At 63.8% G+C, this 16,190-nt stretch carries 14 protein-coding genes and 1 pseudogene; 3 read left to right on the forward strand and 12 right to left on the reverse strand.

All coding sequences use genetic code 11. The annotated features are described in order from the left end of the window. Positions 1 to 294: 294 nt before the first annotated feature. Complete coding sequence (locus WHH00_RS10350) at positions 295 to 876, forward strand: transposase (RefSeq protein WP_406632536.1); 582 nt, start codon at positions 295 to 297, stop codon at positions 874 to 876. Between the two features lie 101 nt (positions 877 to 977). On the opposite strand, the gene WHH00_RS10355 is transcribed toward WHH00_RS10350, so the two are convergent. The 4 genes and pseudogenes from WHH00_RS10355 to WHH00_RS10370 form a co-directional block, all read right to left on the reverse strand. Then, complete coding sequence (locus WHH00_RS10355) at positions 978 to 1,508, reverse strand: hypothetical protein (protein WP_406632538.1); 531 nt, start codon at positions 1,506 to 1,508, stop codon at positions 978 to 980. A 448-nt stretch (positions 1,509 to 1,956) separates the two neighbouring features. Next, positions 1,957 to 2,253 (reverse strand): annotated as a pseudogene (locus WHH00_RS10360) (recombinase family protein); the annotation flags it as partial. Between the two features lie 109 nt (positions 2,254 to 2,362). Then, on the reverse strand, positions 2,363 to 3,181 hold the full coding sequence (locus tag WHH00_RS10365; protein WP_406632540.1) for an MFS transporter: 819 nt from the start codon (positions 3,179 to 3,181) through the stop codon (positions 2,363 to 2,365). A gap of 407 nt (positions 3,182 to 3,588) precedes the next feature. Beyond that, entirely contained in the window at positions 3,589 to 3,996 is a 408-nt protein-coding gene (locus WHH00_RS10370) for a hypothetical protein (RefSeq protein WP_406632542.1), read from the reverse strand. Between the two features lie 136 nt (positions 3,997 to 4,132). Between WHH00_RS10370 and WHH00_RS10375 the strand changes: the two genes are divergently transcribed. Then, positions 4,133 to 4,312: a hypothetical protein gene (locus WHH00_RS10375; protein WP_406632544.1), complete on the forward strand. Its 180-nt coding sequence runs from the start codon at positions 4,133 to 4,135 to the stop codon at positions 4,310 to 4,312. Between the two features lie 166 nt (positions 4,313 to 4,478). On the opposite strand, the gene WHH00_RS10380 is transcribed toward WHH00_RS10375, so the two are convergent. Next, positions 4,479 to 5,297, reverse strand: coding sequence for a hypothetical protein (locus WHH00_RS10380; protein WP_406632546.1), 819 nt, complete (start codon positions 5,295 to 5,297; stop codon positions 4,479 to 4,481). 806 nt (positions 5,298 to 6,103) lie between these two features. Here WHH00_RS10380 and WHH00_RS10385 point away from each other — a divergent pair. Next, positions 6,104 to 8,938 (forward strand): BTAD domain-containing putative transcriptional regulator, encoded by a 2,835-nt coding sequence (locus WHH00_RS10385; RefSeq protein WP_406632548.1) that lies wholly within the window; start codon positions 6,104 to 6,106, stop codon positions 8,936 to 8,938. Here the strand turns inward: WHH00_RS10385 and WHH00_RS10390 are convergent. From WHH00_RS10390 to WHH00_RS10420, 7 genes are all read right to left on the reverse strand, one after another. Further along, entirely contained in the window at positions 8,935 to 9,876 is a 942-nt protein-coding gene (locus tag WHH00_RS10390; protein ID WP_406632550.1) for an NADase-type glycan-binding domain-containing protein, read from the reverse strand. The genes WHH00_RS10385 and WHH00_RS10390 overlap by 4 nt on opposite strands. A 226-nt stretch (positions 9,877 to 10,102) precedes the next feature. After that, positions 10,103 to 10,663 (reverse strand): phage tail protein I, encoded by a 561-nt coding sequence (locus WHH00_RS10395; protein ID WP_406632552.1) that lies wholly within the window; start codon positions 10,661 to 10,663, stop codon positions 10,103 to 10,105. 10 nt (positions 10,664 to 10,673) lie between these two features. After that, the gene (locus WHH00_RS10400; RefSeq protein ID WP_406632554.1) at positions 10,674 to 12,623 is read right to left on the reverse strand and encodes a putative baseplate assembly protein; all 1,950 of its coding nucleotides are present in this window, start codon (positions 12,621 to 12,623) and stop codon (positions 10,674 to 10,676) included. Beyond that, a complete protein-coding gene (locus WHH00_RS10405; RefSeq protein WP_231455400.1) occupies positions 12,623 to 13,036 on the reverse strand; it encodes a GPW/gp25 family protein in 414 nt (137 codons plus the stop codon). Before WHH00_RS10405 ends, WHH00_RS10400 begins: the two co-directional genes overlap by 1 nt. Before the next feature lie 41 nt (positions 13,037 to 13,077). After that, a complete protein-coding gene (locus WHH00_RS10410; RefSeq protein ID WP_406632556.1) occupies positions 13,078 to 14,898 on the reverse strand; it encodes a VgrG-related protein in 1,821 nt (606 codons plus the stop codon). Beyond that, a complete protein-coding gene (locus WHH00_RS10415; protein ID WP_406632558.1) occupies positions 14,885 to 15,739 on the reverse strand; it encodes a peptidase M23 in 855 nt (284 codons plus the stop codon). Before WHH00_RS10415 ends, WHH00_RS10410 begins: the two co-directional genes overlap by 14 nt. 9 nt (positions 15,740 to 15,748) lie before the next feature. Next, the gene (locus WHH00_RS10420; RefSeq protein ID WP_231455403.1) at positions 15,749 to 16,186 is read right to left on the reverse strand and encodes a phage tail protein; all 438 of its coding nucleotides are present in this window, start codon (positions 16,184 to 16,186) and stop codon (positions 15,749 to 15,751) included. Between the last annotated feature and the right edge of the window lie 4 nt (positions 16,187 to 16,190).

The following is a 16,190-nucleotide window of genomic DNA, read 5'->3' on the forward strand; positions in this document are numbered from 1 at the left end:
ACCGGCGAGGCTGTCGGGACGGCCGGCCCAAACCTGTTCCGCAAGCGTGAGGACCGGTGGGAGGGCCGGGTTGTCCGAATCCCCGCGCCAAGCCATCCTCAGGTAGACCGGCAGGATGCCCAGACTGGCCATCATCACGGTAAGGGATCCCCTTACGGTCTGCGCCACGCAACAAATAGCGCCGCGAAAAGGCCGCCATTTACCGCAGAAAGTCACAGGAATGGGAGCAGTGAGCGTCACAGTCTCACGAACCGTCGTTCACAAGACGTCCCGTATGAGCTACCCCCAATGCGAATGAGGGAACGTGGGCCGGCCCGTAGCGACGACGAAGGCGAAAAGGCCACAGAGAATAGCATTGGCGTCACCCTTAACGGTGAACGCGACATCCTAGGGCTGTGGGCCGCGGACGGCGGCGAAGGCTGCATCGTGCACCTGGTCCGCAACACACCTTATGGTAGGCGGCCCGGCAATACTGGACCGAAATGTCCCGGGACCTCAGCCCGGTCTACACAGCACCCTCGCGAGGCCGCGGCGAATGAGCGCTTCGTCGAGTTCTCGAGCAAGTGGGGCAAGCGGTACCCGGCAATCATCCGGCTATGGGAAAACGCCTGGAGCGAGTTCGTGCCATTCCTAGACTACGACGTCGAAATCAGGCGGGTCATATGCAGCACCAACGCCGTCGAATCCCTCAAAGCCCGCTACCGGGGCGCGGTCAGGGCCCGAGTGCATTTCCCCACAGAGCAGGCGGCGCTGAAATGCCTCTGCCTCGCCACCCGGGCACTGGACCCCACCGGCATAGGCAGCGCACGATGGGCCACACGATGGAAGCCGGCGCTCAACGCCTTCGCCATCAGCTTCGACGGAAGAATCAACTAAATGCCAACCTTGGATCCACCGAAAATCGGACAGTTCCACATTAGAGAGCCGGGGCTTGGCCCCGGCTCTCCGCCTTGCGCGAAACTACTGGCGTGCGATGGTCACGGCCCGGTGATCGTGATGTAGTCGCCGGTGAAGCCGGCGAAGTGCAGCTTATAGGTGAAGCTGCTGAGCGTGATGGTTCCTCCAAGCAGTTCCTTGGTCCAGTTGCCGTTGGGGCAGGTCGCAAGGGCCTCGAACTGTGCCGCCGTCGGGACGGGCGACGAGCTCAGAGCTGGGACGCTGAGCCTGCCGTTCTTGGGCTCGAGGCTGCCAGTGGTCACCGGCACAGTCTTTACCTGAGACTTGACCTCGACGATCTGGCCACCGCGGTTGCGGCATTGGACCGTGGCTGTGTAGGTCGTGGACAAGGTTGCTTCGGCGTTGGCGTTTCCGACGCCCGCCAATTCGAACGTGGTGCAGCTGACGAGCTGTGTTGTTGGGTCGACGCTACAGCCGATAGTTCCCGTCTGAAGATGCGTGCCCGTCGGGGCGGCAGCGGGATTGGTGGTGGTGGCGGCCAGTGCCGCTGTGGTGACGCCGAACAAGAGCATCGCCAGTGCGGCGATGATTGCTAGAAAACGCTTAGACATCTTTGTCTCCTGCAGCAAAAGAGGTAGGACTTGGCCTCCGCTAATTAGCGGGGAATTGGACCCCCAGCCAGTCCCGACAATTGCTTCTCGGGATTTCTGTTCCCGGCCCTTCAAGAGGACCAGATAGCGGCTTGGGTTGGGAGGGCTCCCAGCCATTCCCTGCATCATGGGTCAGCCCGCTATGCGGAGGCTCCCGTACCTTTGACGCTACACCCCTCCTGCTTCTCGGGGAGGTGTTGCCCTACCCTACTTTGGGTACGGTTCTAGCCCCCGCTGCCGGCGGCCGCGCACTCTGATGACCTCGGCGACCCCGCCCAGGACCATCTGCTTTGACACCTTGAGCCCCTTCTCGGAAACGAAGAATTTGGATATCCATCGAAATCGAGAATCCAGTGGCCGTCGCGCTTCACTGAGATGAGGATTCCTGGCAGCTGAAAGCCGGATCCGGCTAGCGGGAAAGCAGTTCCATACCGTCGGGGCGCAACTCCCCGGTCGGCGACACACGCCGATACAGGGTTTGGCGCGTGACACCAAGTTCACTGCAGAGTTCAGCAATCTTGGTACCGGGCTTGCCCATCGAGGCCATCGCCAGCCTCAGTTTGGCGGCGGTCATCTTGTAAGGTCGTCCACCGTTGCGGCCGCGGGCCCGGGCGGAGGCCAGACCCGCGAGGGTGCGTTCGGCGATGAGTTCGCGTTCGAATTCAGCGAGGGCCGCGAAAATGCCGAAGACGAGCTTTCCCGAAGCCGCGCACCGTTCGCGTACGGGGCGCCTTGAATCTCATGTGGCCCGCTGTCGTAGCGCCGTAGGGGACGTTTCATCGCCGGTAGTACTGCGAGGAGTCCGAGGATTCCGGCTACGGTGAAGGCCAGGACCGGTGAGACGTGGTCGAACAGCACAGCGCCACGGAGGAATACGCGCTAAAGGGAATGCTCGGTGCCAGACCCAGGACGATGGTCGCCCCTGCCATGACCAGCGAGGTCAGGTTCCAGGCCGTCCGCAGGCTCCAGGCCTGCACGATCTTTCTGGCGGTCGCGCTGAGTACCCCAAAGGCGCCCAGGACCATCCACGCAAGGATGGAGCATGTCTCTTCACCGGTGCGGGAAGCGGCCATGACCGAGCGACCGAAAGTCCAGACCGCGGCACTGGACGCCCCGGCCAGGACTGCCGCGGCGATGGGCCAGGCCAGTGGCGCCAGGTCGGGGGCCCGCACCTGGGATGGCCGGCCGACCGCCCTGTCCCGGCCGGCAGCCCGGTCAGCACGGAGGGTGGCAACTGCTGCCATGGCAACCAGGGCCGCGATGGCCACCCAGCCCAGGCGCCATTGGCCAACCGTGAGAAGCATAAGGATGCCCGCGACGACGATGCCCGCCCCGGTGCCGGCATTAACAATCGTCTGCGCGCTCTCCTGGCGTGCAGGGGCGATATTGCGCTCGATGAACGTGACCAGGCCCGGCGTCGCGAACCCTGCGCCGGCACCGGCCAGGACGACACTCACTGCGAGGACAGCGACGTTGGGCGCAACCGCCACACCGATTGATCCCAGGGCAGCAGTCGTGCCCGCGCACATCACGACCAGCGTCGGACGGGCAGCAAGGCGTAAAGCCAGGACTGCCGCCAAACAGAATGAAAGGAAGCTCCCGGCCTGGATGAACCCCGCAGTGGCCGAACCCATCTGAAAAGCCTCCGTGAACCGGGGCAGGAAAAGCCCGTAACCGAAGCGCGCCAGGCATAGGTCGCCGCTACCAGGGCCATTCCGCTGACCACCATCGCCCGCACGGCCTCGATACGACCCCGAACTGGCGTGACCAGCCGATCAAACGCGACGCCGACGCAGCCAGGTGGAAGCAGCGCCTGGCCGAGGTGGCTGCCTACTTGGCCGCCAGCAACGAGTGGCCGCGGGGCAACAGGATCGACGACCGGGCCGAGCGGGCCCTCGGGGTCTGGCTGCACACCCAGCGCATAGACTACCCGGGCCGGGAAGCTGACCGCAGCCAAGGAAGCCCGGCTCAACGACGTCATCCCCGGCTGACGCCAGGGCAGGATGCGACGGGGAGCGAACAGTTGGCGGAAACCTTCACGCTAGTGCGAATTCCTCACCTCTTCGAGAAACTCCTTCGCGATCTGCGACATCAGGTTCAGCGCCTCTTCCTCAGTTATCGCCAGCCCTGTGTTGGACCCCATGTCGAGAGACACCGTTCCAGCTAGGACGCGGAGCCCGACCCCAGCAGCGTTCCCGCTAAAGGACTCCTTGGTGACATAAGCCTTCTCCCCGATGTCCGGACCGGGGAGAAGCTGGATCATCATCTTCTGGGGCCCGGCAGCTCCGGACACCGTCTGGTCGAACGTGGCGCAGCGAACCATCAGGTCCTGGCTGTAATCAAAGTCAGCTTTAGCGAGAGCCTCCCGGGGGGCACTTCTGACATCAAAGAGGATCATGCCGGTTCCGTGAGCTCCCAGGTTGAAGACCTCGCCCTGCGCGAAGCCCATGGAGAGATCCAATTGCACCTGGTGCTGCCACGACCTGTGGAAGACGTTGCACTCAGCCGGCTCGGTCGGACCCAGTATTGACGAGGTCGAAGCAGACGCTGGCGGCTGGGGCATCAAGGCATAAGACTTGCGGGCCATGGCTGTGTCTTCGGCCCTTCCGCCGTGCGGCTCCAGAACTCTGCTGCTGATTGCCATGAGCTCCTGGTCCGTGAAGACTTTCTGTGGCGTGGCGGTGACCTCAGCCGACGGCGAGGCGGTAACACTGGCAGCTGGCGAGCTGCTGATGTCGCTGGACGGCGTGGTGCCACCAGGCTGACCGGGTCCGCATGCCGTGAGGATCAGTAGCCCAGCAACCAGCACGACCGCTGGGCGGAAGCTGTCAGCACGCAGGGGCCTTCGCACGCATCTTCCGGCTTCCAGATGCACCAGGGCTTCCTCCGATTCATTCCTAAGAGCTTGTGGGGCGGCAAGCATGGGCTGGCTCAAAAGTCGATCCTCTTAACCAAAGTGACGAACTGTTCCTTGACCTGCTCTTCGTTGGGGCCGGCCGGTGAGATCAGGATCTGCGCCGTGAAAATAGCCATGCTCTGCCCGCGGGCCACCATGAGGGACAGGACCGTGACCGGCACATCGCTCTCGGGCCTGAGGGACTTCGGTCCACCCGGTTCCGACCGGATGATGAGGATCGCTTTGTCGCCAACACTCTCGATGCTTTGGCCATCGGGAACCTGACGGGACAGCAGGGACGCACCTCCCTCGTGAAGTTCGATGGAGAATACAAGCGAGTCCGGACCAGGTGTCCCCAATGCGCCAAAGCTGTACCGGCAATTGCCCTCGCCCGGGAGAACCTGCGCCTGGGTTGTGGCGCCAAATGCCTGCTTGAGCGCGTCGTCGCTGACCAGGGCACATACGGGACTGTTCGTAGAACTTTGCGGACCGACAGGTGGCGCAGGGGGAACCCGAAGCTCAGCCCCGTTGCCCCACCCGGCCTCGACAAGGGCCTGGGCAAGTGCGCGCGCCGCAGCATCCCCATCCGGTACCGGGAACTCCGGCGATATTGGTGGGAATTCGACGATGCGCAGGTCGAGGGACTCGTTGCCCCGGACAGCCTTCAGGACAGTATTGGCCGACGCCCCTCCGGACTCGCCACGGAACCACCCCGTCCACTGCATGCATGCGAAGTCACCGATGCCCTCAACTGCTGAGCAGTCCGGGGTCTTTCTCGTCTCGGCAATTTGCGCCGCCGACGCGGGCGACGTCAACGAGACGGACAGTGCCCGGCTCTTGCTCGCTTTACTCATGTAGCCGCAACCGTACGCCGGGCTCCCCCCGAACTTGCCTTCCGACCCCATCTGCGCCAAATCGGGATCGATCTTGGCAGCGATCTCGGGGGTGATCAGATCACAGGCCGGGCTGCCCGACACGGCCATTGGAGACTCGGCTGCTTTGGTTGAGGGAGACTGGGCAGATCCGGATGACGAAGACTGGGTCGGGGACGAGGGCGTGCCCCCTTGCGTACACCCGCCAAGGAGCAAGGTCAGTGCCGCGGACAGAATAACAACTGTCCGAGGGGCAAGCTTCCGGTGAGCGCACATTGCTTCCCTCTCATCTTCCACAAGCTGCCGCCTGAAACGGCGCCACTAATGCGCTCATGCTATGGACGCGAAGGCCGCGTCAAAAGAGGCTAAGGACCTGCAGGCCAGCGGAACCTGCGGGACCTTCTCGACCTTTACAAGGTCAAGGGCCAACTGCCATCAACGGGAACTTCCGCACACCGATGGTCTATTCAACGGTGGCAGAAACCGGGGTAACTGATAGCCGTGGCCCCGTTTGTCGGCCCTGGACCCCTTCCTTTAGATCCACCTACCTAACACGTCCCGTAAATACTCGAAACGGTGGACTTGCAAAGGTCCCGGCGAAACAATGGGTACCGAGAACTTTAGGAAAGCAGGACGGTATGGCCGACCCGCCTCTTGAACGACGGACGACGACGCCTTTAGCTCCTGGATTGCTCCGTCCACGGCTAATGTCGGCGCCCCATGGTGTCGTCAATCCGCGGCTAAGACTTGCAGTAGGCCCCACCGGAACCGGAAAAACCACTCTGCTCATGCAATGGGCAGCCCAGTACCCCGGCGATGTGGTTTGGTATCAATCGGGAAGCCCGGATGCGAAATCTGGGGAAATGTTCTCCTTCCTTGCGTGTGCGTTAGGTGCCGCCATTGAACGTGAGCCGGCAAGCTCCTTTCCCGGTCTAGCCAACGCGGCAGAATTGCTCGATCGGCATATCTACTTCGTTGTTGATGATTTCCACCTTCTCGCAGGCACCCCTGCAGAGGAGGAGCTGGAACAACTCATTGCGGTCAATTCACCGCACATGCACTTCCTTATTGGAAGCAGGCATTTCCCCCGTATCAATATGGCCAAGTCTGAAATGCGGAACGCTTTCAGCGTTTTTGGTGACGACCTGCGGTTTCGCGATTATGAAATTGAGCAGCTCTTCCGCACTACCTTCAAGCGCCCACTCAGCGTGCACGGTGTATCGAATGTGGCCCGGGTAACGGATGGATGGGCTGCAGCTCTGTACCTCTTCCATCTGGCGACGACGAACCGTTCGAACGTAGAAAGGCGCCGTGCCGCGGAGTCACTCAACTCCAGGTCGCGGTTTGCCGGAGACTACCTGGTCAATCACTTCCTAGCCGGCACAACGCCGGATATGAATCGGCTGTTAACCGTGACGAGCTTGCTGGACTTCATCACGCCGTCTCGGTGTGACGCCCTGCTCGAATGGCACGACAGCCGAGCCGTGCTTCACAGGCTTGAAGAGTTGGGCATTATCGCTACGGATGACGATGGGGCCACATACCGAATGCCGAAGGTATTACGTCTGTATCTCCTTGCCGGTATTGACGAGATGGAGCCCGAAGAACAGGCTGGCTTGAGGCAACGTACTGCCGCTCTGCTTGAACGGGAAGGGGAAGTCGGAGAGGGTTTGCGGATCCTGGCCGAGGGCGGTGACTGGGAGAGCGTCAAACTCCTGCTGGCCAGGGCTGGCGGGTCAGCCCTGCAGCCCGGCCGTTGCGGATGGGCGGCTTCCATCCCGGACCGTGTGATGCCGGACGACGCCTGGGTCCTCGCCGCCCGTTCGAGGGAAATGCTCGACGACGGCCGGGCCACGGCGGCAGAGGGTGCTGCAGCTCGGGTTCGGGACCTGACTACCGACCCCGAGTGCCTGCGGATTGCCAACGGCCTACGTCTGACAGCGGCGGTCTGGTCCGTACGTGGCGAACCGGAAGGCGCTGACAGCCCTGTTCGGAATTTGCGCAAGGCCATCAAGGGAAATCCGCGTTCGACGACCTGCTCGTCGTCCATCAAAGGCCATCCGGAATACCTGTTCACAGGGTTAGCGTTTCTGCTTGCGGGCGATCAGCGGTCCGCGTTGCCGTTGCTCATTCAGTGCGCCGAGCGGCTGGACCTGGACCCTGCAGCTGCCCTCGCAGCACAGCTTGCATTGGCCGTATTCGGACATGACTCCGCTGGCTCGGACTCCTGGGATATGGCTGCCGAAGTCGACTCCGTGCAGCGTCAGGCAGAACGGCGTGGCTTCACTTGGCTGGGGCGCCTGGCCGGGGGTATCCAGGCGGCCCTCCCGGGAACTCCTGCAGCATTCGTGGCGGCCAATTCTGTTATCGCAGCCTGCGAGGACCGGGGCGACGAATGGGGCGCCGCCCTCATCGCCGCAGGTGCAGTCCTGTTGCGGCTGCGGACCGGCGCCGCGGATCTTGGGCAACTTGAAGCACTGGCCAAGCGTTTCCGACGGCTTCCCGCAGGCACACTTGAGGCCTGGACATACTCCGCGGAGGCACTTGTCTCCGCAAACCTCGACTTGCCTTGCGCTCCCGAGGACGCTCAGTCAGCAGAGGCTTTCGCCCGAACAGCGTCGGTTCCGGGAGCGCTTGCCGTCGCCTACGCGGCAATGGCGCTTCACAAACCGGAGGAATACCCGGAGCTCATGCGTCAGGCCTCCGAAACCGCACAATCTGCAGGCCTGGTGTGCCGTCCCTGGACGTGGTTGGCGCCGTGCCGCCACGAACTGGTCCCGCCGCCAAGCCTGCCGCCGGCGGTGGCCAGCGACTATGAGCCGCCAATACGACACAGTGACGGCAACACCGAACCCATGCCAGAGCGTGCCCGGCTGCCTTCACTTCAAATCACTTGTCTGGGCGAATTCGCCCTCAGCCGTGAAAGGGTGCCTGTGGATCTGTCCAGAATCCGGCCCCAGGCCAGGACCGTCCTGCGGATTCTTTGCCTGAACGCGGGCCGCCTGGTGCACCGGGAGCGGCTTGCAGGGATACTGTGGCCCGATTTGGATGCACCGGCAGCTTTGCATGCCCTTCAAGTGAGCGTGTCCTGCCTTCGGGGTGCTTTGCAGCCTGAGGGAGTATCTGGAGGCGGGCAGCTTCTAGTCCGGCAGGGTGCGGCCTACGCGCTGGTTCTCGGCACCGGGTCGACGTTTGATCTCGCCGATTTCGACCAGTCTCTGCACGCCGCATCCTTGGCGAAGTCCGCTGGCGGCTCCCTTGGCGCGGCGCAGGAGCTCCGCCACGCTGTCGAACTCTATTCCGGTGAGGTGCTGCCGGAGGATGGTCCGGCGGAATGGGTCTCAGATATACGCGAAAGGTACCGCCAACGGGCGGCTGAGGCGGCAGCTACCCTTGCCAGCGTTGAACTGAGTCTGGGTAATACTGCTGCTGCGGCCGCCGCCGCAACACGAAGTGTTGAAATCGATCCATGGCGCGACGAATCATGGCGCACCCTGGTGGAGACATTTCAACGACTGGGTAATCCGGCTGCCGCACAACGCGCGCAGAGAAAATACGACCGCATGTTGAATACTCTCGGCGTTGACGCGGAATATGGCTTCGCCGAAGGAAAGGATCATTAGCGTCCCGAGAACTGTACCTCCGCGATAGCTACCGGGGCCTCCTCCGGACCCGTCGAATCCAGAATCCTAAGCCGCACTGCCGAGACCCGGTCCGCAACGATGGAGAAGGGCTGCCTTTCCTTCACATCCTTGAGTTCGAAACTTTCAATCTTCGGCTGCCCGTCCGCCTGGACCGCTGTCACCTCCACATTGAGTGGGCGCCGATCCTTGATGAAAACGTTTGAGTCGTCTGACGCGCCGCCGGTGATGAATATCTGGGTCAGCCGGAACTCCCTTTCGAAAACAAAATCCAAGAACTGGTCGCTGGTGTTGCCCGCTACCCCGGCGGCCCATGACCGGTTGCTAAAGGTATCTATGGCAAAGTCAGGCAGGCGGTCCGGCTGGGAACTGGAAGCGGTGACGGACATGGCCCGCTTATCTGAACTTAGGAATCTGTCCTGAACCTGTGCCACGGCAGTGTCGATGGCGCCCCTCCCTGCATATGCCGCGCCGCCTAAAACCCCAAGCACCGCAAGGAAGGACACCAGCCTCACAGGAAAGTGCCGCCGCTTCCGCTTCGGCCGGGTCCCGGCGGGCAGCGGAGCCTTCGGCCGGCGGCTGGCGAGCCTCCGCCACCAGGGAAGAGGCGGTACGACGGCGGCCTCGGCGAGGCTCGCTGCGCACCGTCGACAGTAATGGCGCTCGCGGTTGTTCCCTGCACCGCACCGTCCGCAGATCAGCTCGCCTGGAACTGGCGGCGTTTCATCCTTGGGAGGAGGAGGGCTGGTTTCCAGAGGTGTCGTCCGCCGGCCGGGCTTCACCTCTGGAGGCGGCTCGGTCCTGTCGCCACCGGGAACTGGCTTCAGCGGTTTTTCCGCTCTAATGACCCCAGCAGCTTCCTCCTCCGGGAAGGTTCCGGGGAGAAGCGTAACGCGCGGCACGCTTGAGGGCTGGTCCATTCTGGTACTCCGCTGCGACGCCGGGCCATGGTCGGGAGGCGCCGGGACCTTCGGCATGAGAACCGTCTTTCCGTCACCGGGGTCCGCCTCCGGCCCTGCTTTTGCATCTCTTGAAGGTTTCTCCTGATCACCCTGCCATACGAGGTAGGCTCCGCAGTTGGCGCAGAAGCTCTCGCCGTCGTTATTTCGCGTACTGCATTCTCCGCAGATCAACACCTGGGCCTCCTCAGGAATCGTCAGGCAGACGGGTAACTCGCGGCACTACTTCCAAGGTGTGGGGAACGTGGGCCGGCTTCACAGCGTTGACTATTCCTTCCAGGCGCCGCACATTCACGTCCTCCACCGCGGAGGCGTACACGCGAACGTGCAACAACGCAGCAGCGTTTCCGGGAAGGCGCCCACCCGGAGTCGAGGACCACGTGGCGCCGCCGCTGTCATCGACCCTCACATCCAGCACCCCTCCCACCGCAAGCCGTACGGCGTCCGCCACTCCGGCGACAGTGCCACGGCGGCGGTGGATGGCTGCTGCATTGGCAACAACAGCTCGCCGCTGGGATGCGGGCCAGGTCTCGTCCAGCCGAACGCCCACCCAGTCGGCCAGCCAATCGAGGAAATCCTCGGGCGCCAAGCGGGGGTCAAAGTAGGAGGGCAGGCCGTCCAGGGTGGTGAACACCGGCGCAAGGGCGTCGTCGAAAGCCATCAGGAACCTGCGCAGGAAAGCGTCTTCCTGTAGGACGGCCGGGAGTTGCGGTGCCAGCGGCACCGCGCTGGGCAGTCCTCTGACCATCCCCCGCATCTCATGCACCTTCCGATACGCGAACGCGGTGGTCGAAGGAGAAGACCAGGGCATTGCGTTCCACCTCGACCTGCTGCAGCGGTTCCCCGCGCCGGCCCGTAATGGGGTCCGCGGCGAACACGAGCACCTCGTCCACGATTTCCGTTCCGGACAGTCCCTGAAGCACCGCGTGGACTTCCCCGGCGTGAACGGGACGGCCAAAAGGCCAGCCGTCGCCATCAGGGCCGCCGCGGATGGGGTCGAAGTACCGGTAGAGCGCCCGCAGGGCCTCCCGCTGCAGGACCTCGCGGGAAATCCTGGGCCGTGCCGTCAGCCTGGCCACGACCGTAACACCGCGGTAAAAGGGCGGTTCCACGAGAACCCGTGCGCCCACCGGTCGCCGAGCATCCAGGTACGACGCAATGGCGGAGAGCGTTTTATCATCGGGCACCAGGTCCTCGAATGCGAGGCGTTCTTCCTTGTCCGGCACCGCTGCCGGGACCACCAGCACCCGCACCCCGCCGGCCTCGTCCTCTGCCAGCGCCGGAATGCAGCGGACCCGGGCTACGTCCGGCGCCGCCCGCTTCGCAAGCTGTTCGTAGTCCTCGGCGGTGATGGCCCGGTCCCGGGTCCGCAAAGCCAAAGGCCCCCGGATTTTGGCCTGCTCGATCGTTTCCGGAGCCACGCCCCCGTGGGCAGCCCGCCGGTTCTCGACGCTGTTGACGAAGGGAATCGTTGACCGCAGCACTGATACTGCCCGGGCAGCCACGTTCCCGCGCGGTCCTCCCCCGGTGCGGTAACGCGGCACCCTGACGGGGCTGCCGGCCGGCGGCACTGCCCCGAAGTGCCGCAGCGAACCGTCAGGTTCGCGGACGGCGGGCGGGAAGTGCACAGTTCCCGCTGTGCGGTCGACTACAACCACATGGTCCTTCGGTCCGCACCCCGCAAACGAGTCCACCTCCGTCCAGGATTCCCAGCCTGGCCCGGCAGCGATCTCGACAATGAAATCCTCACCGCCGGGCACAACGGGACGTCTGCCCAGTTCGAAGCTCTCCCCGGGAACGCCCTCTGACATGCCGATGATTTCATCGGTGATGGTCTCCGCATGGACGGCCGGCACGGAACCGCCGATGGTGAACGCGCTGGCCGACCGGACTATGGGCGATGCGCTGTAGGACGGGTACCCCGGTGGCGGCTCAACGACGCGGCACCGCAGCCAACCTGCCCGGGACCCGCCCAACAGGGAAGCCGCGTGCGTGTCGGGAAGGTGGATGACTACGTCACCTGGCCGGTTCAGGCCTCCGGTCCCGTCGCTGTCGAGCTCGCAGGCGATCCAGTCAGCGCCGTTCCACGCCTCCCATACGAGGGGAGGGTTCCGCGGGTTGACTCCGACTCCCCTGACTTCGCACTCAAACCGGAGGGCAACCGCGCAGGATGGCGCCTGATCGTTCAACCCGAGCAGCAACGCATCCCCGAGCGCCGGCGGAGTGCCAAAGCAGGCGAAGCCGCTGTCTCCGTGCAGTACCTCGGCATGCGGCACCGGTGTGCCGCCGCTCCCCTGCGCCATGACATACGCCAGGCGGCGGGGCGGAATGGTCAGCTCCCGCGTGGTCGTGAACACCACTGCCTCTTCCTCCTCGGTCCGCCGTGTGGAAGCTTCTGTTCCGGCTGGGATTACGACGGCGTCCGGCTGGGGGGCGGAGAGCCACATCAGGAGTTCGGCTGAGGCCGCCGTCGGCGGGTGGAGGGTGACGCCCAGGAGCTCCAGGAATGCGACGTACAGGCGGTCCGGCACGCGGTTGAGCCGGTAAAACAGCTGGTCAACCATGAAAGCGAAGGATTCGATGAGCGTTACGCCCGGATCGGAGACGTTGTGGTCCGTCCACTCCGGGCAATAGTTCGCAACGAGGCGTTTCGCGTCGTCCACGAGGTCTTGGAACCGGCGGTCATCAAGGTTGGGTGAGGGCAGCATCAGTAGTCACGCTCTTCGCCGTTGCGCGGGATGACATAGAAGGGGAAGACCAGGTTGCGGGGGTCGTTGGTCCCCCTGATGGTGTATTGGATGTCAATCAGAAGCACGCCGTCGTCAACACCGTCAAAATGGACCAGCACGTTTTCGAGGTCAATCCGGGGCTCCCAACGGTTCAGGGCCACCCGGACCACGTAGGCAATGTCCCCGGCCGTGGCTGCGTCGGCGGGTGCGAAAACGTAGTCGTGGACGGCGCAGCCAAACTCGGGTCGCATGGGCCGCTCCCCCGGTGACGTGGCAAGGATCAGGTGGATGCTTTCTTCAATCTCGCGCTGGTCGTGGACCAGCGCGATGCCGCCTGTCCTGTCGGTGCGCAGCGGGAACGCCCAACCGGCGCCAATGAATTCTTGTCCCACGCCCTTGCCTCCTCTCGTCAGTCTGGAACGCCTGTGTTCGGTCAGTTGATGCGGACCATGCCGCCTCTCACGGTGGTGGTGGCGCCGGCGGTAAGTTCGGCCGTCGCGTCCCCTGCCACCTTCACGCTGGGTGCCTTGAGTTCGGCTGATGCGCTTCCGGTGATTTTCACCGTGGCGCCTTTCAGCTCCAGGCCGGTGGAGGCTTCCAGGGTCACTTTTTTGCCTTTGATGGTCACCTCGCCGGTGGTCGTGGTTACCGAAACATCCTTCTTGGCCGTCACGGTGACGGGTCCCTCCGAAAGGATCTCGATTGCTGCGTCCGGTTTCTGGATAAGCGAGATCTTCTGCTCGCCGCCCTGTGTGCTGACGGTGAGTTGTTCGCCGTCGGGCGATTCCAGGAACTCGACCAGCATTCCCGAGCGGGACACGAAGGCCCGGCGTTGCACGGCGCCGTCCGTGGAACCCACGTGGTCTGCCCACGGTTTGTCCGGTTTGTCCTTGCCGTTGTAAAGGCCGCCCAGGACGAAGGGCTGCTGGAAACTTCCGTGTCCGAAGGCGACGAGGACCTCGTCCCCCACTTCGGGGAGGACGACGGCGCCGCGCGAGGCGCCTGCGCCCGCCTGGACGGTCCGCGCCCACCAGCTCTCGTAGTTGTCGGAGAGGACCGGGAACTTGACCTTGACCCTGCCTTGGTTCTCCGGATCCTTCGCAGCGGTCACTACGGCGTTGACGACACCGGGAACAGCCGTCCTGCTGTTTGCGCCGGAGGCAACTCCGTAGAGTGACCGTTCGGATTCGTGGCTAACGGCGAAGGAGGTGAGGTAGCCGCTGTGCGGGCTGAAATCGTGGCGCGTGGAGCTCAGGGTGTACATGCCGTCGAACGGCTTGCCGGCGCCTTTCAGCGAGACTGCGGCGCCGGTCCGCAGCTTGGGGTTTCCGCGGGCAACGCCGTCGAGCTCGGCAAAGGCCCCGCCCAGGTGGGATGCCAGGGCGGCCGCCGTCGCGTCGCATTGTGCCGCCTGGTCGTACGCTGTGGCAGGCGCGATGTACCTGGGGCTCTGGAAGGTCTTGGCAAGGTCGGCGGGGTTCGCATCCGGAAGCTTGGCGCTGTTGGTCTTCGCGGCCGCGACGGCGACGATGGCCCGCTTTGCTGTGACGTCCCATCCCCGGACTTCCACGTCCGGGACCTGGTCCGCGGAGGTCACCGTGCCGCGGAGGGACACCAGGTTCACGCCGCGCTGAAGGATCAGGGGCTCGCTCCTGGCCCCGGCGGCGTCCGGAGGTGCCGTGGCGGCGTCGGTGGAGGCTGTGAAGTGCAGCGCCCCGCCGGAGACGGACAGGACCACCCCGGCTTCCACTGCCAGCCGATGCAGGAAATCCCAGTCGCTGATGCCGTCCTGTGCCACATGCTGCAGCACCGGGCCCTTCGCGTCGACCTTGCCGGCCTTGATCCCTGCTCGCTGGGCGACCTTGCGGACTATGTCCGCGGCAGTGCTCTGCAGGTATGCTTCCACCCTGCGGCCCCGGAACAGCCGATGGGAATGGTCCAGGCCCCGGACGATCGTGTACAGGCCATCATGGTCCATCTCGGTTTCCAAAGCCGTGACTTCCCCCGACAGCAGCGGCGCTGGGCCACCCGGCCCGCTCTGCTGCACCAGCAACTGGACCGGCACGCCAACCTTGAAGCCAGCCTTGTCCAGGACCGTCGAATATTCATCGCTGAAGCGGAGCACAAAGAGGTCCGGAACGTTGCTGCTGTCGTCCACATAGCCGGACACCAAACGTGCGGCGATGTCGGGCGGAATTGGCGTCCCGGCGACTTCCACCAACAGCATGTTGCTGAACTCTTCATTGAAGGCCACGGACAGCCACCCCCTCCTGCGCAACACGGTCAGTGGGAGCCCCGGCGGGAAGCTCGGTTACAGCGGGCAGCATGATGGAGGTTCCCGGGCGCAGGCGCATGGGATCGTCAATCCGGTTGACAGTGGCCACAGCCCGCCACAGGGATGCGTTTCCATATTCCTTATAGGCGATGCCTGCCAGAGTATCCCCCTCAATGATGGTGTGAACGCGGCGCGGTACGAGGCCTCCTGAGGTGGGGTTCTGTTTCGGCGGATCCCCGGCGATCTCCTCCAGGGCCACGGTGCACGTGGCGCGGATGGGGATTCCCGCGGCCGTAAACAGCGTGTACTTGGCCTGCACGCTGGCCACGTAGGCATGGAATTCAGTGTGCTGACCCCACCGAAACATCACCCACGGCGGCGAGCCCTTCCCGGCCTGCACTGACGCCGGCGTGGGCGTGCAACAGTCGAATAACTGCTGGACGCGCTTCACCACGGAGTCATCCTGCTTTCCGGAGGCGTCAAAGAACATCTCAAGCGTGATCTTGGAGGGCATGGCGCCCAGGTACTGCGGGGCTCCCGCCTTCTTATTGCCCTTGGCTGTCTGGCGTACCCACGAAGCCGCCTTTCCCAGACTCAGCTCCTTGGGGTTGAACTGGAAATGGATCAACCCGAACTGCGGGCCCGGTTTGTCCAGTGAACCGTCGACAGAAGGTTCGGAGAGGATCAGGTATGCGTGCGAGAGCTTAAGCGCTTCCTCCCCTCCGCTGCGGGGACCGCGGCCGGCCGCGGCTGCCGCAGCAGCCGCGGGATTGTCATCTTGCTCTGCCGCGGCCCGGGCTTCGAGTGCGCCTTTTGCCATGTCAGCCGCCTACCCGCCCATTTTCGAGACAAAGCCATGGTGGGCGATCTCCAGCGACTCCATGATGACTTTCGGCTGGTCCGGGTTCAGCGACGGGCCCTTCCACCGCACGGGCACCACGTCGTAGAGTTCCCAGCCAGCAATCTTTCTGCCGTTTGAGGTCATGACTTCGATGATGCCGGTACAGCGTGTGTAGCCGGTTGCGATCCCGGCGAACCACTTGGCGATCTTTTCCGTATCTTTTCCCAGTGGCCTGGTCAGGGTGATGTTTGGATACTTAAGCCGGGTGGGCAGTTGCCAGATGAAGGCGTTGTTTCCGCCTTCCTCCCTGGATTCGATGACCACTTCACATCCCAGGCCCTCGCACGTGGCGAACGTCCCCAGGTCCGCGTGGTCCAGGGCCAAGGTGTACCGGACACTGACGGCGGTATCCACATCCTCGAGCATTGTT

The organism is Pseudarthrobacter quantipunctorum (assembly GCF_045291495.1).
Classification (GTDB): Bacteria; Actinomycetota; Actinomycetes; order Actinomycetales; family Micrococcaceae; genus Arthrobacter; species Arthrobacter quantipunctorum.